The sequence below is a fragment of the Pirellulales bacterium genome, from assembly GCA_035499655.1.
GTDB lineage: Bacteria > Planctomycetota > Planctomycetia > Pirellulales > JADZDJ01 > DATJYL01.
In genome coordinates this window covers 40,703-63,560 of the sequence record DATJYL010000021.1, presented here as the reverse complement: position 1 = coordinate 63,560, position 22,858 = coordinate 40,703, and the positions used below count along the sequence as shown (strand labels likewise).

The window sequence follows — 22,858 nt, the reverse complement described above, 5'->3', positions numbered from 1 at the left end:
GTCGGCGCCGTTAACTTACGGCATCAAATTCCGAACTCTGTCCCAGAAGTACCTGTGGCCGCGTGCCGACGCGCTAAGACCCTTTTATGCTCCGCAACGTTCGCGAAGCAAAGCCTGTGAGGGTGAAATAATGAGGCCTCGATACTTTATACGTTGAGTCTAACCCACGTACTAAACCTTCGCTAGCATCTTATGAAAAATTAATACCATGCAGGTGCACATTTGAACTCGCACGGGAGCTAACCAGCGTGTTCTTTAAACCCTAGAACTGGTGAGTAAATTGTATTCTGAAACTCTCTTTAACAACTGCCCCAATTTTTTCCCGTTTTCAAGTCAACTTTCAGCGGTACGGCCAGCGACATGACGCCCGACATTTCGTCACGAGCCAGCTGTTGTATGGCCTCCATCTCGTCTGGAGGTACTTCGAAAATCAACTCGTCGTGAATTTGCAGCAGCATGCGAGAGCGAAGCCGCGGGGCTGAACTGGCAGTGTCTCGTTGTTGCAAGCGTCGGTGAATATTCAACATCGCCAGCTTCATCAAATCGGCCGCACTCCCTTGTATCACCGTGTTAATCGCCGTCCGCTCCGGCAGGGTCCTCTGCCGCGCCGCCGGATCGCCCGGCTTAGTTAGCGTAATGTCGCGCACCCCCTGAATCGCGCGCCGCCGCCCTAAAATAGTCGTCACGTAACCCTGCTTGCGGCATTGCACCAGTACTTCGCGCAAAAACTTTTCCACGCCGGGATAGCCATTAAAGTACGCATCGATAAACCGCGCCGCTTCCTCCTGCTCAATGTCCAACATTTTCGACAGCCCGAACGGACTTTGCCCGTAAATCACGCCAAAGTTCACCGCTTTCGCCACCCGCCGCATTTCCGGCGTCACCTGATCAAGCGAAACATGATGCACCTGGCTGGCCACCCGGGCGTGAATGTCTTCGTCCCGCTCGAAGGCCGCCAGCAGCGTTTCGTCTCCGGAAAAATGCGCCAGCACCCGCAACTCAATCTGCGAGTAATCTGCCGCCAGCAATAACCAATTGGGCTGCCCCGGCAAAAATGCGGACCGAATTTCCCGCCCTTCCTCGGTCCGAATGGGAATGTTCTGCAAGTTCGGATCGCTGGAACTCAAGCGACCCGTGGCCGCCACAATTTGATTGAACGACGTATGCACACGCCCCGTTTGCGGGTGTACCATCGCCGGCAGCGCGTCAACATACGTCCCCTTCAGCTTGGCGTATTGGCGATATTCAATAATCTTTGCCGGCAGCGGATGTTGCCGAGCCAATTCCTCAAGCACTTCCGCATCGGTGCTGGGTCCGGTTTTCGTTTTTTTCAGAACCGGCAGTTTTTGCTCCACGAACAATACTTCCTGCAACTGCTTAGGGCTGGCGATGTTGAATTCCCGATCGGCCAGCTTGAAAATCTCCAGTTCTAGCGCCGTCATCCGCTTGCCGTACTGCGCACTCAATTCTGCCAACCGTGCTGCATCCACTTTAATGCCATTGAATTCCAGCTCCACCAGCACTTCCACCAGTGGCACTTCCAGGTCGTGAAACAGTGGTTCCAAATTCGCTTCTTTCAGCCGCGCCGCCAATAGCGGCATCAGCCGCAGCGCCACGTCGGCATCTTCGGCCGCATAGTGTGTGATTTCGGCGACCGGCACTTCATCCATCCGCTTTTGATTTTTCCCGCTGCCAATCAGCGCCTCGATTTTCGTCGTCACGTGGTTCAAATACCGCCCGGCCAACTCGTCCAAATTGTGATTCCGCTCCCCCGCATCCAGCAAATAGCTGGCAATCATCGTGTCGAACTGCAACCCCGCCAACTCCACGCCGGCGCTTCGCAGCACAATCATGTCGTACTTCAAGTTCTGGCCGATCTTGCCAATCGCCGGGTTTTCCAGCACCGGCCGCAGTGCTGCCAGCGTCGCTTTCGGATCCAACTGCGGCTCTCCCGCCGGAGCCCGAACCGGCACGTAATACGCCTGCCCTGGTTTCCAAGCGAACGAGTAACCGACGATTTCCGCCCAGCGCGGATAAACGCTGGTCGTTTCCGTATCGAGCGAAATTTGCTTTTGGCGGCTCATTTCACCGATCAACCATTTCAATCGCTCCGGCGTGGTGATGGCTTCATACTGATGCGTGAACTGCGGCGCCTCCGCCTTGGCCAGCGACCGCATTTGATTCGTCAACCCATGAAAGCCGAACTCCGCGAACAACTCCGCCGCCCCGGCCGGATCGAACCGCCCCGCCCGCCCTTGCTCCCAATTCACGGCAATCGCCATGTCTGAATCCAGCCGCACCAATCGCCGGCTGACCGATATTTGCTCGCGGCCCGCCAGCAAATTCTCCTTCCTTTTTCCCTTCGGCAATTCGTCGGCGTGCGCCAGCAAGTTATCCAGCGTCTGGAACTTGTTCAGCCATTCGCCGGCCACTTTCGGTCCCACCAGCGGCACGCCGGGAATGTTGTCCACCGAATCCCCTACCAGCGTTTGGAAATCGACCACCTGTTCCGGCCGAATCCCCCACTCTTCTTTCAGCGCCGCCGCGTCAAACACCAAGTTCTTGCGAATGTTGAAAATTCCCACGCGGTCCGAAATAAGCTGCCGGCAATCTTTGTCCCCCGTGACCAACAGACACTCCCCGCCGGCTTGCTCCACTTGCCGCGCCATCGTGGCCAAAATATCGTCTGCTTCATAGCCGGGACACTCCAGTACCGGAATCCCCAGCGCCGCCAGCACCCGACGAATGCTCACAATCTGCGGCCGCAAATCGTCCGGCATTTCCGTGCGATGTTCCTTGTATCCTGTGAACAACTCATGGCGAAACGTCGGCCCCGACATATCGAACGCCGCAAATAAATAATCAGGCTGCTTCTCGTCGAGTAGAAACATCAAGTCGCGGGCAAACCCAAACACGGCGCCGGTCGGCTCGCCGCGCGGACTGGTCATTTCCGGCAGCGCGTGGAACACCTGAAAAATCAGCGAGTGCGAATCGATCACGTACACCGTTTTGCCCGTCAGATCAGGCACGGCGGCTTTCGCTTCCAAGGGTTCTGCCGGCCGCTCGGCCCAATCTGCCCCCATTTCACCGGTCGCTGGCGTACCGGGAAACTCACAATCCGCCGGCGCTCGCGGATCAGCCGCCGCTGGTTTCGCACCTGCTTTCAATCCAACCTCCGCTTGCGGTTTAGCACGCGCAGCCGTCCCTTCCGCAGCCCTGTCGCTGCCGCCATTAGCCGCAGCGTCTTCATTCCCCCCCAAACCGGGCAGCTCAATCTGACGCTCCGCTTTTTTGCGCGATCGCGATTTCATCGTGGCAAACTCTAACGAGTAATCCGGTTCTACCGTGTAGGAAAAATCACCGCTTTGATCGTGCGGATTTCCGTAAAACGTACAAATTATACGCGACCCAGTGCTCTGGATCGTAGGGGCTCCGCCAGCCCAGCGTCAAGCGCCGCTGGGAACCAATCAAGTGCCGGTCAACCGCATGCCGAGTAACGGACTAATGAGTTGTAGGGCGCGCAGCGTGCGCGCCGATTGTGCCCGCGGCGTAAAGTTTAGTGCCCACGCTGCGCTCAGCCCGTGGAGTTCCATCCCATGCTGAACTTCTGGAAAATTCGTCGTTCCACAAGGTCTAATCTTGTGGCGCGATCAGCCGCTGCCAAACGCCACCTGCGCTTCGAATCGCTCGAAACGCGCCAACTTTTGTCCGCCTCCGGCGACTTCAACGGCGATGGGTTGACCGATTTAGCCATCGGCTCGCCCGGCCTCACTTCCGGCTCCGCCACCGACGCTGGCGCGGTCAGCATCATTTACGGCCAGAACGGCACGGGCCTGACCACCGCCAATAACCAACTGTGGACCATGAGCCGGCCGGGAATGGTCGGCGGCACACAAGCCGGCGACGCCTACGGTTCCGCACTCGCCATCGGCGATTTCAACGGCGATGGCTACACCGATCTGGCCGTGGGTCTGCCCGGCCGAAACGCCATCGTGCCTCTGGGAACCGCCGGCAGCGTGCCGACTGTGATCGGCGGCGTTCGAGTCGGCGTGCTCAAAAGCGTCGGCGCGGTCAGCATCATTTATGGATCGCCCACGGGTTTGGTTCCCACCGGCAGCCAGTTCTTCACGCAGACTAGTCTGTTTCCATTAACCACGTTGGTAAGCGGAACCGAATTTGGATATTCCCTCACCACCGGCGACTTCAACGGCGACGGCTACGCCGATTTGGCCATCGGTGCGCCGTTCATGACCGTCAACGGCGTTCAAAAAGCCGGCGCCGTGTACGTCATCTTTGGATCGTCCAATGGCCTGGAATCCAGCGATCCACAAATCATCACACAACACGCCGGTGGAATTCTGGGCACGCCCAGCCAAGGCGCCGCCTTCGGTCAGGCGCTCACCACGGCCGATTTCAACCTCGATGGTTACGCCGATTTGGCCATCGGCGCTCCCACCGCTCCCCGCGGCGGAAGCGTCAACGTCATTTACGGCGATTCCACCGGCCTCCCCTCCGCCGGCAATCAAATTTGGCAACCTGGAATCGGCGGCGTCAAACTTTCGGCCAATATCTATGACAAATTCGGCTGGTCGTTGGCCGCGGGCGATTTCAATGGCGACTTTATTCCCGACTTGGCCATCGGCGCGCCCGGCGCCCTGGTAGGAAATGCATCCGCCGGCGCCGTAACGGTGCTCTTTGGAAGTCTCGCCGGGGATGGGTTAGTGTCGAAAAACAACCAACTCCTGACCCGCACTTCCTTAGGCTCCACTTCCGCGGCCGGCGACCAATTCGGCTATTCCCTCGCGGTCGGATATTTCAACGGTGATACCTTCGAAGACCTCGCCATTGGCACCCCCTTCGCCGGCGTGAACGGCGTAAAAGACGCCGGCCTGGTCCAAATTGTTTACGGCTCCAATACCGGTCCCACCGCAACCGGAACCGTGACCATGACCGAAGCGACTCCCACCGCCGGCTACGACTTCGGCACGAGCATCACCACCGGCGATTACAACGGCGACGGCTTCTACGATATTTCTGTCGGCATTCCGCACCAAAGCTTCGGCACGATCTTGAACGTTGGCGCCGTGCAGACCGATTACGGCTCGACCACGGGCATCATCAAGAAAAATCAACAGCTCTGGCGATTCGGGCTGCTGGGCTTACAAGGCACGGCCACCGCCGGTTCGCTGTTCGGATCGTCGACAACCTGAACTTCTCCCTCTCCCTTGATGGGAGAGGGCCGGGGTGAGGGTGCTGGGCTTTTCAAGGTAGTCAAACGTTGATCGAGCGACGCACCTCAATCCAACGCCGGCGGCTCGTATTCAAAATCTTTCCACTTCATCGCCCGGCGGAACGGCTCGATTCGCAAAAACACTTCACCGTCGGAAAAAATCCGCACCGTCCCGTTCGATTCGCTCACCACCACGGCCACCGATTTGGTTTTCTTCGTGATTGCCGCCGCCGCCCAGTGGCGCGCGCCCAACCCTTTGGAAAGCGTGATGCTTTCCGCCGACGCGTCAATGTACCGCGAAGCGGCTTCCACCGTCCCATCCAGCGCCACAATAAACGCCCCGTCCATTTGCGCAATTTCTTTAATTCCCTCGCGCACTTTCGGATCGAACAGCGTTCGCTCCTTACGGCTGTAGCCGCGCACCGGATCGAACACCAGCGCATGGCTGCTGGCCAGCACTTTCCGCGTGTCCCCCACCACGAACAGCGTCCCCACTGGTTTGCCTTCGCGCCCTTCGCGGCCAATTTCCACGGCCAGTTCGACGACGGTTTTCAGCGTATCCAGCGGCGCCTTCTCTTCCAACTGCCGCAAATCGTGCGAAGTCAGCCGCCCCAAATGCTCGTCCAAATGAATCACGCTGATCGAATCGATCGTCTCCGCTTCAAAGCCGCTGTAAATGGCCACCACTTTCGCCCCGGCCGCCAAAATGTCGTCGGCCACGCTTTCCAACAGCGCCTGCGTCAGCTTTTCGTGCACGGGGCTTTCCGCCATGTTCAAAACCACCATCGGAAACCCAGCCTCCGCCGCTCCGTCCAATTCCTGCATGTAGTCGGCCGCCAGCACCACCCGTTGCCCCGTGGTCACTTCGCGCAGCTCCTGCCAGGCGGTGGGCCCTTCCAGCAAAATGAGCAGCGCATCGGCAGTCACCACGTCCGCCAATTCAGCGGCCAGATGAATCATGCTCTGGAATTGTTCGGTAATCTTTTGCACGGTGATGGGCTGATTCAAACAGCGTTGCCTGGTTGGAGTTGACGTGCCGCTGACGAAGGCGCAAAGACGTCTTCGTGCCGCATCGTACGGACTTTATTCGCATCGGGCAAGCACAATGCAGCCAAATGGGTAGTGGCCCAATGTGGAAGAAAATAGATGTAGCGACGGCTGTCCTCAGCCGTTTTGTTCGAAAAAATTGCCGGCGTCTAGGGACAGACGCCACTACATTTTTCAGATTGGGCCACGACCGCCAATTGTGCTGGCCAAACATCCGGCCCAGGGTTAGACTAAAATTGAACAGAGCTGGGTTCGATTGAACCGCTACGAATCATTTGAATGCCGATGAGCGAGATATCAGCCATGCCCCCGCGCGGCTCATCGCCGACCCCTTCAGCCGCTCTCAGCGTGGCTGTGGTTGCCGCCGGTGACCCTCCCCTGCCCTTGCCCGTAACCGCGCCTAAAGCGCGTCAAGCCACCGGCTTCTGGCCCGGTAAAGTGGTGCTCATCACCGGCGGTTCCAGCGGATTGGGCCGCGCCTTGGCCCAAGCTTTTGCCCGTTCCGGAGCTCAGGTCGTCGTTTCCGCCCGCTCCGCCGACACACTGGAAACCGTCGCCGCCGATCTGCGGGTCTCAGGCGCCCAAGTGCTCGCCATTCCCGCCGATGTCACGCAGCAAAATCAGGTCGAACACCTCATCGAGCAAACGGTCCGTCATTTCGGCCGCCTCGATGTCCTGATCAACAACGTCGGCCGCTCCACCCGCGGCGCTCTGCTCGATACCACCCCCGAAGATTTCGCCAACTTAATGGACATCAACTTTCTCAGCGCCGTCCGTTGCACTCGGGCGGCGGTGCCCCATTTGCTCCGCAGCCGCGGGCAAATCGTCAACATCGGCTCGCTGTCGGGAAAATCCGCCAGCCGCTATGTCGGCGCGTATGCCGCCACCAAGTTCGCCCTGGCCGCATACACGCAGCAACTTCGCTTAGAACTGCAACCGCAAGGCGTGCACGTGCTTTTGGTTTCACCCGGTCCCATCGCCCGGGACGATGCCGCCGATCGTTATGCCGATCAACTGGAAGGCCTGCCCCCGCGCGCCGCCAAACCGGGAGCCGGCGTGCGAATTTCGCCAGTGCGTCCGGAAAAACTTTCGCAGGCCATTCTCACCGCCTGCCGCCGCCGCCAGCCGGAACTCATTTACCCCCCCCTGGCCCGCCTGTTCATCGCCGCCATCCATCTGTTTCCGCGCCTCGGCGATTGGTTGGTGCGCAAAATGACGTGAGAAGGCGATTCGCAACATAGCCGCTGGGCTTGCCCAGCGCTGATCGCCGTGCATCATGCACTCTCCCGTCCAGTCGCCGCTTTCCGCACTTGCTGCCTGATGTAATGCTGCACCGCCGCTAACCCGCGCATCCGAACCATCCCCAGCGATTCCAGCAAGCCCAACCGCTTGAGCAAATCTTCCGGTGTGCTCAGCACGTCCTCGGGCGTGGCTCCGTTGAAAGCGTCAATCAGAATTCCCACAAAGCCCTTAACCGTGGGCGCTTCAGGCGCAACATAAGCGTGAATTTCCACGCGCCCCTCGACCAGTTCCACCCAAATGAACGTCGGCGTTTGACACTCCGCAATCCGGTGCAGCCCGGCATCGCGTTCCGCTTCGTATTTGGCCGGAAGCGGCGGCAAATTCTCCGCAAACTCCAGCAGCAGTTCCAACCGCTCCCGCGGCTCCAAATCAGCAAACTCGCCGACAATTTCATCCAGCCTGGCAACGGGCATGTTCACCCCGCCACCGCCGTCTGCGGTTTTTCTGGTGCGGCCACCCCGCCCGGCTCGCTCCCCTTGGCAATCGGCATGCCGACCATGTTGCCCCATTCGGTCCAGGAGCCGTCGTAATTTTTCACGTTGCCAAAGCCCAGTAGATATTTCAGCACAAACCACGTGTGGCTGCTCCGTTCGCCAATCCGGCAGTAGGCAATGGTCCGGCCCCGGCGGCTTAGGCCGTTTTCTTTGCAGTACAACTTTTCCAGTTCCTTGGCCGGCTTGAACGTGCCATCTTCTTGCACCGCCTTCGACCACGGAATGCTCACCGCCCCCGGAATATGCCCGCCGCGCAACGCTCCTTCCTGCGGATAGTCCGGCATGTGCAGCAGCTCGCCGGTGTATTCGCCGTTGGAGCGCACGTCCACCAGCGGCTTGCCGCCCCGGCTGTGCTTCAGGGTTTCTTCACGGAAGGCTCGGATCGACAAATCGGGCTCCTTGGCCACGTAACGAGTCTGCGGATAGGTCGGCTCCGCATCGCGCGTCCACGCCCGCCCATCCAATTCCCACCGTTTCCGTCCCCCGTCCATAATCAGGCATTTTTCGTGACCGTACAGCTTGAACACCCAAAACGCGTAGCAGGCCCACCAGTTATTTTTGTCGCCGTAAAACACCACTGTCGTGTCGTTTTCGATTCCCTTCGACTGGCACAGCCCGGCAAACCGCTGCGTCCCGATGTAATCGCGCACAATTGCGTCCTGCAAATCGGTATGCCAATCGATTTTCACCGCCCCGGGAATGTGCCCCTGGGTATACAAAAGCACGTCTTCGTCCGATTCCACAATCCGGATGCTGTTATCGTTGAGATGCTCGGCCACCCAGACGGTGGAAACCAACACCTCAGGGTGTGCGTAGGATGTCATAACTATTGTCCTTCTATATTCAATTCGCCCGGCGGAGCGCTGCTGTCACCCGGCGGCCAAATTCGCTAACCAATAAGAGTATATTGCGAGGGTTATTCGCCCCAGGCAATGTCCCCACTTACACCCAACCACCCGCATCGAACCATCGCCTAATTCCTAACTCTTTACACCCCTTCAGCATACAACAGCAGTTTTACTCCCGCAATTGGCAAGAATTGCTCCCGAAATACGAAAAAACCTTGATTGCCAAAAATGGCGGTTAGACACTAATATAAGCCGCCACAACACACTCACCCTTTTTTCCACACACACGTACCCCGACGCTCTCGCGCCAGAGGTTCCACACGCATGATCCCCAACCAGGGGCTCGCCGCTGTCCAGGCGGCCCGGCCACGCAATGGATATGCGGGCCACACGGTTAGAATACTGTTTAACCTATTGATTTGGCTCTCCGCAGGAGCAACTTGCGCCCTGGCGAAGGACCAAGTCGGTCTGGATTCATCCCCCGCTGCGCACGCGATTGTTGCCGCCAAGCAAGCCGACGGAGCCATCGCCGCAGTTTCGCCCCCGACCGGCATTTTAAAACCTGCCTCGGGCGCCAAGCCCTTGCCTTCCAGCTCGAGCTCAAACTCCGCCAAAACCGGGCTGTTCAAAATTGGCGATTGGCCTTTCCGTCCGCTCACCCGTCCTAATGTTCCCACGCTCAGCAAATTGCACGGCTGGGCCCACAACCCCATCGACGATTTTATCGGTCAAAAGCTCGAAGCCGCCGGACTCCAGCCCAACAATGCGGCCGATAAGCTCACGCTCCTGCGGCGCGTCACGTTCGATTTAACCGGTCTGCCGCCGACGCCGGAAGAACAGGCCGCCTTTTTGGCCGACCACTCTCCCGACGCTTACACCAAAGTGGTCGATCGCTTGTTGGCCTCGCCGCGCTACGGCGAACGCTGGGCCCAGCACTGGCTCGACGTCGTCCGCTACAGCGAGACCGAAGGTTTCAAAAAAGATGGCCTCCGTCTCGACGCCCATCGTTATCGCGACTACGTCATCCGCGCCTTCAACAGCGATCTGTCCTACGACCGCTTCGTCCGCCAGCAAATCGCCGGCGACGAATTGGAGCCCAACAATCCAGATGCCCTCATCGCCACCGGTTTCATTCGCCTCTACCCGGAAGATATCAACGCTTCCAACATGGTGCAGCAGCGCCAGGAAATCCTCGACGACATCACCGAGAACACCGGCCTGGCCTTCCTGGGCCTGACCATCGGTTGTGCCCGCTGCCACGATCATAAGTTTGACGACATCAAGCAGACCGATTTTTACCGCCTCCAGGCCTGTTTTGCCGCCATCCTGCCTGCCGATGGTGTGTCCATTGCGTCCATAGACCAGGTCGAAAATTACGACAAGCGCATGGAAACGTGGGAGCAGGCCACCAAGCCCATCCGCGATCGCATCGACAACGAGCTGTCCGACGAGCGCGAAGCCGCCCGACAAGACGCCATTGCCGCCTACGATTCGCAAACCTTGGCCGCCATCAACACGCCGCCGGAAAAACGCTCCTGCTTCCAAAAACAGCTCGTCGCCGAGGCCGAAGAATGGATCGATTCCCGCATCGCACGCGCCTATCGCCGCTGCAATCCGGACGAACGAAAACAGTACGATCAGCAGATGGAGGAGCTGTCGAAGTACGATGCCATCAAGCCCGAGTCCTTACCCACCGCCATGGCCGTGGCCGATGGCGACGGTCAACCACCCCCCACCTGCGTCCTGGCCGTCGGCAATTATCTCCGGCCGGAGCAGGAAGTCGCGCCCGGCTTCCCCGCCTTTTTGGGCGCCAGCGAACCGGAAATTACCCCGCCCCCCGAAAAGCCCGCTTCCACCGGCCGCCGCACTGCGCTGGCCGAGTGGCTCACCCGCGCCGACAATCCCATGACCGCCCGCGTCATGGTCAATCGCCTGTGGGCCAATCATTTTGGCCAGGGCATCGTCGCCACGCCCAATGATTTCGGCGCCATGGGTGGAAATCCCTCGCATCAAGAACTGCTCGATTGGCTGGCCTACGAATTCATTGCCGAGGGTTGGCATCTCAAGCCCATCCAACGGCTCATCGTCCTCTCCGCTACGTATTGCCAATCGTCAAAAATCGATCCATCGTCCGCCGCCCAAGCCGCCGCCTTAACTGCCGACGCCGCCGATAATTTGCTCTGGCACGCGCGCCGCCAGCGGCTCGAAGGCGAACAGCTCCGCGATGCTCAGTTGCAAGTTTCCGGCCAACTGAATCTGCGCATGTACGGCCCCAGCGCCAAGCCGGAGTTGCCCCAAGTGCTGGAAGATTCCAAGTACGGTTGGGACGCTGATCAAAAGCCCGCCGACCGCAATCGCCGCTCCATTTACGTTCTCGCGCAGCGAAACATGCGGCTTCCCCTGTTGCAGTCGTACGATCAGCCCGATATGCAAAACAGTTGCCCGCGCCGCACCGCCACCATCACGGCTCCGCAAGCTTTGGAAATGCTCAACGGCGAAGATACCCAGGCCGCAGCCCGACACTGGAGCGGAAAACTGCTCTCCGACTGCGACCAGCACGGACAACTCGACGAAGCCAAATTGGTGCGCGAAGCATACACCCAAGCCTTTGGCCGCCCGCCGCAAGAAAACGAAATCACCGCCGCCGAAAAGTTCGTCGACGCCCAGGCCGCCACCATCACCGCCGAGGCCGCACCGCCCGACGAGAAACAACTCCCTCTCCCTCTGCCCTCCAAAGTCGATCGCGCCAAAGCCGCCGCCGTGGTCGATCTATGCCACGCCCTGATGTGTACCAACGAATTTTTGTACGTCGACTGATCCTGCTGTATAAAGCCGCGACCGTCGGTCGCGCGAGCAGTGTAAAACGTAATTTACTTTCAGCGCGACCACCGGTCGCGGCTTTATAAACATGTCCCTCATTCCTCACCACGAATCCGCCCATTCCCGGCGCGATTTTCTCTTCCGCGCCGGCGGCGGTTTCGGCGCGCTGGCCCTGTGGTCGCTCTTGAGCCGCGATGCTTCGTCCATTGCCCGCGCCGGAACCGACAGCGCCCTCGCCGGAGATCTCACAGCCGCCGCGCTCAATCCGCTGTCGCCCAAATCGCCGATGTTCTCAGCCAAAGCCAAATCGGTCATCTGGTGCTTCATCGACGGCGGACCCAGCCATCTCGATCTGTTTGATCCCAAGCCCACGCTGAACAAGCTCGCTGGCCAACCATTGCCGGCCAGTTTCGCTCGCCCCGAAACCGCCATGGGCAAAACCGCCAACACGCCGCTGATGGCCAGCCCCCGGAAATTCAAACAGTATGGCCAATCCGGAATTTGGGTCAGCGATTGGCTCCCCGAAATCGCCACCTGTGTCGACGACATCGCCGTCATTCAATCGTGCTGGGCCGATGGACTCACCCACGTCGGCAGCGTCTGCGAAATGAACACCGGCAGCATTCTCATGGGCCGCCCCTGTATGGGCTCCTGGGTTCTCTACGGTCTCGGCACAGCCTGCGAAAACCTGCCGGGCTACGTAGTGCTGACCGATTATCCCCAAGAACCACCCGGCGGCAGCCGCCAATGGAGCACCGGCTTCATGCCCGCCACGTACCAGGGCACCAAATTCCGAGACGGCAAAACGCCCATCTTGCACGTCGATCCGCCAGCCGGTTACTCCGCCGCACGGGAACGCAGCGAACTGGATTTCATCCAGCAACTGAACCGCCAACATCTTCTGGGCCGCGAGGACGACAAAGACCTCGAAGCCCGCATCGCCTCCTACGAACTCGCCTATCGCATGCAGTCCGCCGCTCCGGAAGCCACTGACATTTCCGGCGAAACTGCCGACACGCTTGCTCTGTACGGCATCGATCAGCAAGCCACCGCCGCCAACGGCCGCAACTGTTTATTCGCCCGCCGGCTGGTGGAACGGGGCGTCCGCTTCGTGCAGCTCTACATGGGCTCCGGCAGCAAATGGGACGCCCACACCGATGTGGAAGGCAATCACAGCCAGTATTGCAAAGAAACCGATCGCCCCATTGCCGGCCTGCTTAAAGATCTTAAGCAGCGCGGCTTGCTCGACAGCACGCTCGTGATTTGGGGCGGCGAGTTCGGCCGCACGCCGATGAGCGAAAGCGGCACTGGCCGCGATCATAATCCTTATGGTTTCACCATGTGGATGGCCGGCGGCGGCATCAAGCCGGGCACGGTTTACGGCGCGACCGACGAAATCGGCCTCTACGCCGTCGAAAACAAGGCCCACATCCACGACATTCACGCCACGGTGCTGGCCCTGCTCGGACTCGATCACGAGCAGCTCACCTTCCAGCACAACGGCCGCGATGAACGCCTCACCATCACCAGCGGCAAGGTCATCAAAGACATCATCGCGTGAATGACGACGACGAATGGGGAGTGTGGAATGGGGAATATCGCCATCCGCTTGCGGCTTAGCGTGCCGAGCGCGCAACCTCCTCCACCAACCGTCGCGGCACGCCGATGTCGCACACGTGAATTTCCCCCACGTATTGATCTGCGCCGGCCACAAAAAATCCTGGCTTGGCCGCCACAAACGTGGCCGTATTCGCCGCCCGAATCGTATGCCGCGCCGCCGCGCCGGTGTCGCAATCTAATCCGCTGGGCAAATCGACGGCGAGAATCGGCACGCCGCTGGCGTTCATCAGATTGATGGCTTCGGCATACGGCGATTTCGGCTCCCCCGTGGCGCCGGTCCCCAAAATCGCATCGACTAAATATCCGGCCCCCGCCAGCGCCGCGCGAAAGCGCGCCTCATCCAGCGGCGCTCCAAACGTTTGAATTTCCAATCCGGCTTTTTCGAGAATCCCGAAATTCGCCGCCGCATCGCCCCGCAATTCCTTCGGTTCGGCCAGCAACAGCACCATCACCGGCCAGCCGCGCAAATCCAAGTGCCTGGCAATTACAAATCCATCGCCGCCGTTGTTCCCCTTACCGCACACCACTACCATCCGCGGATCTGCGAACCTGCCGCCCCCTGCCCATTGGCTGCACAGCACATCCGTCGCGCCCCGCCCAGCGTTTTCCATCAGCACCAGCCCGCTCATGCCGTACTCGGCCACGGCCCGGCGGTCCACCTCGCGCACCTTGTCTCGGCTAAGAATCAACATAAAAATCCCGCTTCCAGTAAACAAAAAAGCCCTGGGGTTGCAACCCCAGGGCTTCCATCGTTTTCGATGATTGCCGACCGCAATTTTACGGAAACAGCGCCGCCACGCCGCAGTAGCCAATCGCGCCGGTCAGCAGACCGCGGCAGCTAAGCGGAAACGGATCGCAAATCCACGGGGCACAATCGCCCACGCGGTAATAACCCAAAGCGTAATCGCACTCGCACGGTGTCTGCACGCCCACGTTGTACGGCAGCAGCACCAAATCGCCAAAGAAGTGAATGTACGTCTGCGCGTCTTCAAATCCCAGCGGACCCCACGAGTGCCCGTAGCGCTCGATGCTGTCTTCTTCAAAGTATAGCGGCTTGTGACACAGCGCCGACGCCTTCCACGTGTACGTCAGGCATTGCCAATTGCGCGGCACAAACGCATCGGTGCTCAGCGAGCATTCAAACGGAACCTGGTCTCCTTTGGCATTCGCGCCCGGCGGCGTGATGTCGATGCTCAACTTCTCCAGCGTCAGCGCCTTAATTTGGTTGTACTCGTCGCGGCAGGCTTCCTCCGGATTCTTCGCGGGCTGCCTGGTATACGAGGGAACCGGTTCGGCACCGGGCAACAAATCGGGCGCAGGCGGCCCGGAAATTTGCGTTTGATACGTGTCTACGGTGCGCTTCGGCTCGCCGCTGCGCAGCGATTCCGGCGGCGTCGGCTCGTTCGAATCTTGTTCCGCCGATTCAATCCGCAGCGGAGCGGCTTCGTTTTGCACAGGCGCCGGCAAGCTGTCGATTTCTTCCGGCGGCGTCATCGCAATCCGGTGCGAAGTTTTGACCGACGGCAAATTGTCGCCGAACGGATCGGTCAGCGCCACGTTTGACGAGTTCGCGCCGCCAACCAAAATGGGCCCGCCCGCCGGCCGAATGGTTTTCCGCAATCGATCGTACTGGCCCGATTGGTCCTCGTCGTATCCGGCGGCAATCACCGGATGCTTTTGCCCCGCGACTTTGTTGCCCTCTAAATTTTCCACGTTCGCGCTTCGCGCTGGGGCATTCTTGCCGGTGGCGATGTCCGCTGGCTTGGCGCTGTCGACGCAGTCATCTTTGCCGCAGTCCGCTTTCTTTTCGGCAGTCGTGTCAGCCGACTTATCGGCGTCTTTTTTGCCCGAAGCCGAATCATCCGAACGCTCGCCGCTAGCGCTGTCGTCGGTTCGTTGCGGCCGCACTGGGTGCCACACCAAGCGCGTGCCCGGTACTACCGTGGCCGAATCGTAATCGGCCCGGGCCACAGCTAAATGTCCCATCTCCAACGCCGCAAACAGCGCGATGATGTAAAGCGCCACAATCCCCGATCGGTATTTTTTGAATTGCGAACTTCGAATTTCTGTCCTTCCAGCTTCATTCGTCATTCGAATTTCCAACTTCGAATTTGACGCGGCGTCCGCGCCGCCTAACTCGTGCGATGGGCTGCTATTCGTCTCCCGAATACTCCGCGCTGTAGTTGGGTGCTTCCTGCGTAATGGCGATGTCATGTGGATGACTCTCCCGCACACTGGCGTGCGAAACTTGTATGAATTGTGCTTCCTTGCGCAACTCGTCAATGTCGCGCGTTCCCAAATAACCCATCCCCGCTTTCAATCCGCCCACCAACTGATACACAAAACTGCTCAGCGGTCCTTTGAACGGCACGCGCCCTTCGACGCCCTCGGGCACCAACTTGCTGGCGCTGCGGGCTTCCTCGCCGCGCTTCACCGCCTGCCGATACCGTTCGCTCGATCCAGCGACCATGGCGCCCAAGGAACCCATGCCTCGGTACACCTTGAACGTTCTGCCTTGATACAAAATTTGCTGTCCCGGGCTTTCCGCGGTGCCGGCGAACAATCCGCCGATCATCACCACGCTGGCCCCGGCCGCAATCGCTTTCGTAATGTCTCCGCTATAGCGAATGCCTCCGTCGGCAATGATGGGCACGCCCGCCGCTTCGGCCGCGGCAGCCGCATCCATAATCGCCGTAATTTGCGGCACGCCCACTCCGGAAATCACCCGCGTGGTGCAAATGGAACCTGGCCCGATGCCCACTTTCACCGCGTCGGCTCCGGCTGCAATCAGGTCGGCCGCGCCTTGTTTGGTCGCCACGTTTCCGGCGACGACGTCAATTTTCTCCCAGCGTTTTTTGATCTGTTTGACGGTCTCGATCACGTTCGACGAATGCCCGTGAGCACTGTCGACCACTAACACATCCACCGCCTTGGCGATCAGACTTTCGGCCCGTTCAAAGTCGTGAACGCCAATGGCGGCTCCGACACGCAGCCTTCCCAGCTTGTCTTTGCAAGCATTGGGAAACCGCTTCTGCATGTCGATGTCTTTGATGGTAATCAGGCCCGTCAGCGTATAATCTTCGTCAACCAGCAAAAGTTTCTCGACCTTATTTGCCATCAAAATCTTCTCAGCTTCCGCAAGCGTTACAGTCCCCTGTGCTGTCACGAGGTTGTGCCGCGTCATAATTTCGCTGATGGGCGTGTCGCTGCTCTCGAGGAACCGCAAATCACGCCGCGTGATGATTCCCAGCAGCTTTTTATTGCTAGCGCTAGCAGTGATCGGTACGCCGGAGATGTTGGCCTGATTCATCACCTCGCGCGCCTTTGCTACCGTTGCTGTCGGCGGCAGCGTGACGGGATCGAAAATAATGCCGTTGGCGCTGCGCTTCACCTTGTCGACTTCTTCCGTCTGCCGCTCGACACTCATATTCTTATGAATGACGCCCAGCCCGCCTTCTTGGCTCAGGGCAATTGCCATGTCGCTTTCGGTCACGGTGTCCATGGGCGAGCTGACCAGTGGAATGTTAAGCCGAATGTTCCGGGTCAGCCGCGTGCCGACACTCACCTCGGCCGGCACCACCTGGCTGTACCGCGGAAGCAGTAGAACATCGTCAAACGTGATGGCTTGGGCAACGAGTTTGGGCATGGTCATGAGGGGCGAGGAACGAGGGGGTGAAGGGCGAGGGTGAGGTTGTTTGGCAGGGCGTATTATCGTGGTTTTGGCGTGGGTTGACAATGAGTGTCGGAAGCCGGTGGGAGCTCACTTCGTTCGACCCCAGCCAGGCGAAATTCAAATTTTTTTGCGGCGTGCGGAACGTTTGGTCCGTTTGCGCGTGCGCGAAGGTTTACCGGCAATGCGTTGGGGGGAATTTTTTTTCGGCGAGCGCCCGGCGCTGGGCGGCGGCGATGGCTTCCAGAACCAGATGTCGAAACGAGATGGGACCTTGTTCGGCTTCCAAGTCGGCCAGAAACGCGCGCGCAGCCGCTGGGCCGAGCCGCTGGATGACATTGTTCCAGGTGTTGACCGAATCGTGCATGTCCAGCACGCGCTGGTACAGGCTGAGCGGCGTGACGAAATGTCGCGGGGCAAGTTTGCGAGGACGTCCGGGACCGGGCGGACAGCCTGGGGTGAAGCGCCCGAGCGGATCGCGCTGGTGAACGACGATGGCCGGCGGGGACGCCTGGCGTGGGGCCAGCATGCGGGTGGATGCGTCTTCAAGTTGTGCCATGACCAGTTCGGCGCGGTCGTTGGCTGGCGTGAATGTTTGGGTGTGGCTGTTCATGTGTCTGGAGAAAACGGGAAAAAAGGGTGAAAAACAGATTTGAAAAGGGTGGAAAACCGACGGGAAAACGGCGGATGGGTTGGTTGAGCCGGAGCATATCAAGCCAGTTTTCTATTTTGAAAGATTGAGAGTGTACATATTACCATGTGAGTGGCCCAATTCTCTCAGAGAATTTTTTTAGAGAGAGCTATGGCAGTGCGAAAAAAGAAAGAGCCGCTTCCTCGCGGTCGCGGCTCTGGGTGGTGGGACAATTTGAAATTCCGACAGCCGCTTTTCCCGACTGACACAGTCGGGCTATGTTCAAATTGGCCCACCACCCGGCTCTGCTCGCCAGAATGTATATTTCACGCTTTTGTTGCGACCGGCCGGTCAATTCAGCGCATCACCGCCAAATGGAGCGGGCCAATCGTCAGTTGGTTGTGTTGGTCAGATCGATGTCACGGGTGCCGGTGGCTTGGCGCGACTGCATGATGTGAGTGCGGAGCAAATCTTTCACCACGTCGGGCTTGTTCACCCATCTCAGGAAAATGCCCGGCGCGTCTTTGTCGCTGGAAAGCGCCTCGACCGTGCCGACGTTGACCAGGCGCTGCAGGAAGGATTGATCCATGGATAAATCGCGGAGGCGGAACAATTCGATTTCGACTTCTTTGCGATCGACAATGCCCGTGTAAATTTTCAGCCGCTGGCTGGTGAGCGTGTAACGTGTGGCTTTAATGCGGCAGAATTTTGTAAAGGCGATCAGTAACGGCAGGAGCAAACCGAGCCAGAAATAAGGATGCACGAGCACGGCGGCAACGCCGAAAATAATCGCCAGCAGCACGCACCAGAAGTACGTGCCCAAGCCGGCCCATTGCGAGGGGTTGCCGGTCCAGATTTGGGTTTCAGCTTCGGCAGTTGACATGTGTGGGTGAGGAGGTGAGTGGTGAGGAAGTGAGTGGTGAAGGGTGAGTGTTGAGTGGCGACAACAATTGGAGCCGCGCGTGTGAGTAAGCGGTGATTAGAAGGCAGAAAGCAGAAGGCAGAATAACACAGGAGAGAACCGAGGGGAACAGAGGGTCCAACGGCAATTGCAGAGTGCAGATTGCAGCGTGCAGAATGGGCCGGGCCGGCACTGGCAGAGCCAGTGGCAAGCGGTGGGCTATAGTTGAATAGATTCAGAGGAAGCATCTATTTGTCGGGAGATATCACCATGCGCCGGTTCAAAATTGTTCTGTTCGTTAGTTTGTTTGCCGGGTGGAGTGTGAGTTATGCCAGTTCGGCGGGGGACGATACGCAAGCTTGGCAGGGAACTTGGAAACTGGTTTCGTGCATGGCCAATGGAACGGCGCAGATGGCGGATATGCAGTGGATTGTCAGCGGCAGTCAATATACCGTTCGTCTGAACGGGCAATCGGCGGCGGTGCCGTATGTGTTCAAGCTCGACCTGGAGCAAAAGCACATCGACGTGTTTCATCACGACACGCCGGCCGGAACCTTCGGCGGCCGGTTCAAAGGCATTTACGATGCCCAGGGAAATTCGCTACGGGTCTGCTACGACCTGAAGGGTCAAAAATACCCGAAGTCGTTCGACGCCAGCCGCGGCTCCGCCCAAGTGCTGTACGAGTTTCAGCGGAGCGGCAATTAAGACAGGTCGGCCGCGGGCGGCAGGCAGCAGGCAGTGATGCCAGTGCGATGACATAGAGCCCCGCGCGTCAGCAAGCGGTAGGCGGCGGCCCCAGGCATTTCTCGCGCAGAGACGCAGAGACGCAAAGAAGAATTTAGATGTAGAGCCGCGCGCGTCAGCAAGCGGTAGGCGGCACCCATGCAGAAATTAAGAGTTGGCAATTGCCGAATTAACGCCGAAGGCGTTGAACAACACAGCCCAGGGTCAGCGCAGCGCCGTACGTTCTCTGCCTGAGGGCCGGAGGCCCGACAGGAAATAGCCGCAACCGTGAGGTTGCGGTGTGATGGAACAAAAAATGAATGAGGTCCGGAGGACCGCTACCTTCTGTGCCGGTCCTTCGGACCTCGAATTGTTTTAATGCCCTCTGAACCCCGATCTGACGATCGGGGCTATTGCCTGACGGTCCTCCGGGCCTAAATCACGTTACCCAGGGTTGCCGGACAACCCTGGGCTTTGTTGTGCAACGCCTTCGGCGTTGGGGATGTTTGTCGCAGCTGGGCAGTATCACCCGTGCGATCAATAAAAAGTTGTGTATTCCCGCCAAATTGAGTAGACTAATTTGACGTTCGGTTAGTTGCTTTTAGTAAGGCGGAATAGGAGCGTCCGATATGGCGAGAAAAATTAAGCATATCCATGCAAGTCCCAATGAATGGATACGTGTTCATCGTGGGAGTGGCGGTGTATCGAAAGGGGGCGGCACGGGAGTATGGATAATAATTCTTTCAATTATTTTCGTGTTATATTGCATCCCAACCATCATCGGATGGGTGACAAACTTCTTCGGATGGACGGCTAATGCTGCTGAGTCGACGTCGCAAGGAGTACAGAATTCCTTCCATTACTTCCTTGATAATTGGATTGTGTTTGCCGCAACCATATTCGGCCTTACAATTTTGTTTCTTGTGATCGCATATAGAAAACCTATTTTATCTGCGATTTGCGCGGTAGGTCGAGGAATTGCCGAGCTATGGGTAATAAAAGATTGAATATCGCGTCTTTCGCCAGACCGGCGATGCGCCGGCTTTGTGTTAAACAGCAGGCAGCTCTCTCCCCTGCGCGGACTTCGGGTCGCGGCTAAACGTTTAGTGCACTAGTTTCTTGTATTTAAACCGGTGGGGTTGGTCGGCGTCTTGGCCGAGGCGGCGGCGGCGTTCTTCTTCGTAGGCGGCGAAGTTGCCGTCGCAGACGTGGACGTAGCCATCGCCTTCGAAGGAAATAATGTGCGTGGCGATGCGGTCTAAGAACCAGCGGTCGTGGCTGATGACGACCACGCAGCCGGCGAAATTCACGATTGCTTCTTCCAGAGCGCGGAGCGTATCCACATCTAAATCGTTGGTCGGCTCGTCGAGCAGCAGCAGATTGCAGCCGCGGCGGAGAAGTTTGGCCAGGTGTACGCGGTTGCGCTCGCCGCCGGACAGATCGCCGACTTTTTTCTGCTGATCGGTGCCGGTAAAGTTGAAACGGGCCAGGTAAGCACGGGAGTTGATTTTGCGGCCGCCCATTTCGAGCACGTCGGTGCCGCCGGAAATTTCTTGATAGACCGTGTTTTCGGCCTTGAGGGCGTCGCGGTTTTGATCGACGTAGCCCAGCTCGACGGTGTCGCCGATTTTGACTTCGCCCTTATCGGGCTTTTCTTCGCCGGTGATGAGGCGGAACAGCGTGGTTTTGCCCGCTCCGTTGGGGCCGATGACGCCGACAATGCCGCCGGGCGGCAGGCGGAAGCTGAGATTTTCGAACAGTTGATTGTCGCCGTAGCCTTTGCTGACGTTTTTCATTTCGACGACCAGCGAGCCGAGGTGCTTGCCCGGCGGAATTTGGATTTCGAATTCCTGCTCGCGTTCCTCGAAGCGCTGGTTGGAAAGCTGCTCGTAGGCGTTGATGCGGGCTTTGCTTTTGGCCTGGCGGGCGCGGGGGGCGAGGCGAATCCATTCCAGTTCGCGCTGCAGCGTTTTTTGGCGGGCCGTGGCCTGTTTTTCTTCCACGGCCAGGCGAGCCTGCTTTTGCTCCAGCCAGGAACTGTAGTTGCCTTCCCAGGGAATGCCGCGGCCGCGGTCGAGTTCCAAAATCCACTTGGCGACGTTGTCGAGAAAATATCGATCGTGCGTGACGGCGACGACGGTGCCGGCGTATTCGGCCAGATGGCGCTCCAGCCAGTGAACGCTTTCGGCATCGAGATGGTTGGTGGGCTCGTCGAGCAACAGCAGGTCGGGCTTTTCGAGCAGGATTTTGCAGAGGGCCACACGGCGACGCTCGCCGCCGGAAAGCTTGGTGACGTCGGCATCGCCCGGCGGGAGATTGACGGCATCCATGGCGATTTCGATTTGGCGGTCCAGCTCCCAGGCGTTGTGGAGATCGATTTGATCTTGCACTTTGGCTTGCTCGGCCAGGAGCTTTTCCATTTCGTCGGGCTCCATCGGCTCGCCGAGGCGGGTGTTGATTTCGTCGAAGCGGGTGAGAATGGCGCGGATGTGAGCGACGGCTTCGTCGACATTGCCCTGCACGGTTTTGGCGGGGTTGAGTTGCGGCTCCTGCGACAGATAGCCGACGGTGTAGCCGTCGGTGAGACGGGCTTCGCCTTCGAAGTTTTTGTCCTGGCCGGCCATGATGCGGAGGAGCGTGCTTTTGCCGGCTCCGTTTTTGCCTAGCACGCCGATTTTTGCGCCGGGATAAAAGGCAAGCCAGATGTTTTTGAGGACCTCTTTGGGGCCGTGCTTTTTGGAGAGATCGGCAACGGTGTAGATGTATTTTTCGGACATGGTGGAAGGAGGAAAGTGGGCAGTGGGCAGGGTTCAGGGTTCAGGCTAATTGCTAGTCGCTGGCCGCTCGCGCTATCAGACACCAGTTAACACGATTCTACCGTTACGGGTTGCCGCATGTCGCGGGGGGAGTTGGGGCGGGGGTTCGCTTTCTGCGGGGCATGACCTCCAATTGAGAGGAAGCCTGGATTGGGAAAGCGGCGTCGACGAAACCCCGGTCCGCGGTGCGCCGATGGGCAGGCTCTATTCGGGGTGCTGTAACGCATTCTGTTTTTATTTGGCGCTGGCAAAACAACAAGTCGGGCTGTTGCGAATCATGAATTGATCGAGGGAAGAGAAATTGGGGGCACTTGAAATGGGAAAAACTTTGAATGGCGAAACAGCCGAGACGGCGGGAAAGCACAAATTGAAAACCCTGGAGCCGGTGGTGATGTTTATTCGGCGCGTGATCCGGGGCGAAAAATTTTTCCCCGGCTCGGAACGTCGCACCAGTTTGCGGTATCCGGTGACCATGCCGGTGCGGGCCACACCGCTGGACGAGAGGCAAGTTCCCAACGGCGAGGCATTCCTGGGGGTCACACGCGATATTTCCGTGGGCGGGTTGTGCATGTATCACCTGGAATCGGTCGAATCGCGCTATTTGCAATTGGAGTTGACCGGCAACACCGTCAACGAAGAGCGGCTGAACGTGGTGTTGGAAGTGGTGCGTTGCCGCCAGACCGGACCATTTTTCGAAATCGCCGGGCGGTTTGTCGGTTATGCCTGAGGGACAGGCGGCAGGTGGTGCGCAGCAGA

At 58.7% G+C, this 22,858-nt stretch carries 17 protein-coding genes; 7 read left to right on the top strand and 10 right to left on the bottom strand.

Annotation, left to right across the window (positions count from 1 at the left end; all coding sequences use genetic code 11):
- Window positions 1–299: 299 nt before the first annotated feature.
- Window positions 300–3,311, bottom strand: coding sequence for a DNA polymerase I (gene polA, locus VMJ32_01320; protein ID HTQ37633.1), 3,012 nt, complete (start codon window positions 3,309–3,311; stop codon window positions 300–302).
- Between the two features lie 285 nt (window positions 3,312–3,596).
- Between polA and VMJ32_01315 the strand changes: the two genes are divergently transcribed.
- Entirely contained in the window at window positions 3,597–5,210 is a 1,614-nt protein-coding gene (locus VMJ32_01315) for a hypothetical protein (GenBank protein HTQ37632.1), read from the top strand.
- Window positions 5,211–5,296: 86 nt separating this feature from the next.
- Here VMJ32_01315 and VMJ32_01310 read toward each other — a convergent pair whose 3' ends face one another.
- Window positions 5,297–6,238, bottom strand: coding sequence for a diadenylate cyclase (locus tag VMJ32_01310; protein ID HTQ37631.1), 942 nt, complete (start codon window positions 6,236–6,238; stop codon window positions 5,297–5,299).
- Between the two features lie 324 nt (window positions 6,239–6,562).
- Between VMJ32_01310 and VMJ32_01305 the strand changes: the two genes are divergently transcribed.
- Window positions 6,563–7,498 carry an SDR family oxidoreductase gene (locus VMJ32_01305; GenBank protein ID HTQ37630.1) on the top strand — a complete coding sequence of 312 codons (936 nt, stop codon included), beginning with the start codon at window positions 6,563–6,565 and terminating at the stop codon, window positions 7,496–7,498.
- Between the two features lie 53 nt (window positions 7,499–7,551).
- Here VMJ32_01305 and VMJ32_01300 read toward each other — a convergent pair whose 3' ends face one another.
- Together VMJ32_01300 and VMJ32_01295 are read right to left on the bottom strand one after the other, a co-directional pair.
- Entirely contained in the window at window positions 7,552–7,992 is a 441-nt protein-coding gene (locus tag VMJ32_01300) for a SufE family protein (protein ID HTQ37629.1), read from the bottom strand.
- Between the two features lie 2 nt (window positions 7,993–7,994).
- Window positions 7,995–8,897 (bottom strand): sulfurtransferase, encoded by a 903-nt coding sequence (locus tag VMJ32_01295; protein HTQ37628.1) that lies wholly within the window; start codon window positions 8,895–8,897, stop codon window positions 7,995–7,997.
- A 348-nt stretch (window positions 8,898–9,245) separates the two neighbouring features.
- Between VMJ32_01295 and VMJ32_01290 the strand changes: the two genes are divergently transcribed.
- Window positions 9,246–11,738, top strand: coding sequence for a DUF1549 and DUF1553 domain-containing protein (locus tag VMJ32_01290; GenBank protein HTQ37627.1), 2,493 nt, complete (start codon window positions 9,246–9,248; stop codon window positions 11,736–11,738).
- Between the two features lie 91 nt (window positions 11,739–11,829).
- Window positions 11,830–13,302 carry a DUF1501 domain-containing protein gene (locus VMJ32_01285; GenBank protein ID HTQ37626.1) on the top strand — a complete coding sequence of 491 codons (1,473 nt, stop codon included), beginning with the start codon at window positions 11,830–11,832 and terminating at the stop codon, window positions 13,300–13,302.
- Between the two features lie 55 nt (window positions 13,303–13,357).
- Here VMJ32_01285 and VMJ32_01280 read toward each other — a convergent pair whose 3' ends face one another.
- The 5 genes from VMJ32_01280 to VMJ32_01260 form a co-directional block, all read right to left on the bottom strand.
- Window positions 13,358–14,053: an NAD(P)H-hydrate epimerase gene (locus VMJ32_01280; protein HTQ37625.1), complete on the bottom strand. Its 696-nt coding sequence runs from the start codon at window positions 14,051–14,053 to the stop codon at window positions 13,358–13,360.
- An 85-nt stretch (window positions 14,054–14,138) separates the two neighbouring features.
- Window positions 14,139–15,452 (bottom strand): hypothetical protein, encoded by a 1,314-nt coding sequence (locus tag VMJ32_01275; GenBank protein HTQ37624.1) that lies wholly within the window; start codon window positions 15,450–15,452, stop codon window positions 14,139–14,141.
- Window positions 15,453–15,513: 61 nt separating this feature from the next.
- Window positions 15,514–17,007, bottom strand: a complete 1,494-nt coding sequence (gene guaB / locus VMJ32_01270) for an IMP dehydrogenase (GenBank protein HTQ37623.1) — start codon at window positions 17,005–17,007, stop codon at window positions 15,514–15,516.
- 199 nt (window positions 17,008–17,206) lie between these two features.
- Window positions 17,207–17,644, bottom strand: coding sequence for a hypothetical protein (locus VMJ32_01265; protein ID HTQ37622.1), 438 nt, complete (start codon window positions 17,642–17,644; stop codon window positions 17,207–17,209).
- A 409-nt stretch (window positions 17,645–18,053) separates the two neighbouring features.
- A complete protein-coding gene (locus VMJ32_01260; protein HTQ37621.1) occupies window positions 18,054–18,545 on the bottom strand; it encodes a PH domain-containing protein in 492 nt (163 codons plus the stop codon).
- A 288-nt stretch (window positions 18,546–18,833) separates the two neighbouring features.
- On the opposite strand from VMJ32_01260, the gene VMJ32_01255 reads away from it, so the two are divergent.
- Both VMJ32_01255 and VMJ32_01250 read left to right on the top strand, forming a co-directional pair.
- Complete coding sequence (locus VMJ32_01255) at window positions 18,834–19,268, top strand: TIGR03067 domain-containing protein (GenBank protein ID HTQ37620.1); 435 nt, start codon at window positions 18,834–18,836, stop codon at window positions 19,266–19,268.
- A 647-nt stretch (window positions 19,269–19,915) separates the two neighbouring features.
- Entirely contained in the window at window positions 19,916–20,293 is a 378-nt protein-coding gene (locus VMJ32_01250; GenBank protein ID HTQ37619.1) for a hypothetical protein, read from the top strand.
- 96 nt (window positions 20,294–20,389) lie between these two features.
- Here VMJ32_01250 and ettA read toward each other — a convergent pair whose 3' ends face one another.
- Window positions 20,390–22,063, bottom strand: coding sequence for an energy-dependent translational throttle protein EttA (gene ettA / locus VMJ32_01245; protein HTQ37618.1), 1,674 nt, complete (start codon window positions 22,061–22,063; stop codon window positions 20,390–20,392).
- A 355-nt stretch (window positions 22,064–22,418) separates the two neighbouring features.
- Between ettA and VMJ32_01240 the strand changes: the two genes are divergently transcribed.
- Complete coding sequence (locus VMJ32_01240) at window positions 22,419–22,829, top strand: PilZ domain-containing protein (protein HTQ37617.1); 411 nt, start codon at window positions 22,419–22,421, stop codon at window positions 22,827–22,829.
- Window positions 22,830–22,858: the final 29 nt, after the last annotated feature.

Coding starts and splice junctions, on each gene's coding strand:
- guaB (HTQ37623.1), bottom strand. CDS start 17,007: ATGCCCAAACTCGTTGCCCAAGCCATCACGTTTGACGATGTTCTACTG.
- VMJ32_01255 (HTQ37620.1), top strand. CDS start 18,834: ATGCGCCGGTTCAAAATTGTTCTGTTCGTTAGTTTGTTTGCCGGGTGG.
- VMJ32_01290 (HTQ37627.1), top strand. CDS start 9,246: ATGATCCCCAACCAGGGGCTCGCCGCTGTCCAGGCGGCCCGGCCACGC.
- VMJ32_01265 (HTQ37622.1), bottom strand. CDS start 17,644: ATGAACAGCCACACCCAAACATTCACGCCAGCCAACGACCGCGCCGAA.
- VMJ32_01285 (HTQ37626.1), top strand. CDS start 11,830: ATGTCCCTCATTCCTCACCACGAATCCGCCCATTCCCGGCGCGATTTT.
- VMJ32_01280 (HTQ37625.1), bottom strand. CDS start 14,053: ATGTTGATTCTTAGCCGAGACAAGGTGCGCGAGGTGGACCGCCGGGCC.
- polA (HTQ37633.1), bottom strand. CDS start 3,311: ATGAAATCGCGATCGCGCAAAAAAGCGGAGCGTCAGATTGAGCTGCCC.
- VMJ32_01295 (HTQ37628.1), bottom strand. CDS start 8,897: ATGACATCCTACGCACACCCTGAGGTGTTGGTTTCCACCGTCTGGGTG.
- VMJ32_01300 (HTQ37629.1), bottom strand. CDS start 7,992: ATGCCCGTTGCCAGGCTGGATGAAATTGTCGGCGAGTTTGCTGATTTG.
- VMJ32_01275 (HTQ37624.1), bottom strand. CDS start 15,452: ATGACGAATGAAGCTGGAAGGACAGAAATTCGAAGTTCGCAATTCAAA.
- VMJ32_01240 (HTQ37617.1), top strand. CDS start 22,419: ATGGGAAAAACTTTGAATGGCGAAACAGCCGAGACGGCGGGAAAGCAC.
- ettA (HTQ37618.1), bottom strand. CDS start 22,063: ATGTCCGAAAAATACATCTACACCGTTGCCGATCTCTCCAAAAAGCAC.
- VMJ32_01305 (HTQ37630.1), top strand. CDS start 6,563: ATGAGCGAGATATCAGCCATGCCCCCGCGCGGCTCATCGCCGACCCCT.
- VMJ32_01315 (HTQ37632.1), top strand. CDS start 3,597: ATGCTGAACTTCTGGAAAATTCGTCGTTCCACAAGGTCTAATCTTGTG.
- VMJ32_01250 (HTQ37619.1), top strand. CDS start 19,916: ATGGCGAGAAAAATTAAGCATATCCATGCAAGTCCCAATGAATGGATA.
- VMJ32_01260 (HTQ37621.1), bottom strand. CDS start 18,545: ATGTCAACTGCCGAAGCTGAAACCCAAATCTGGACCGGCAACCCCTCG.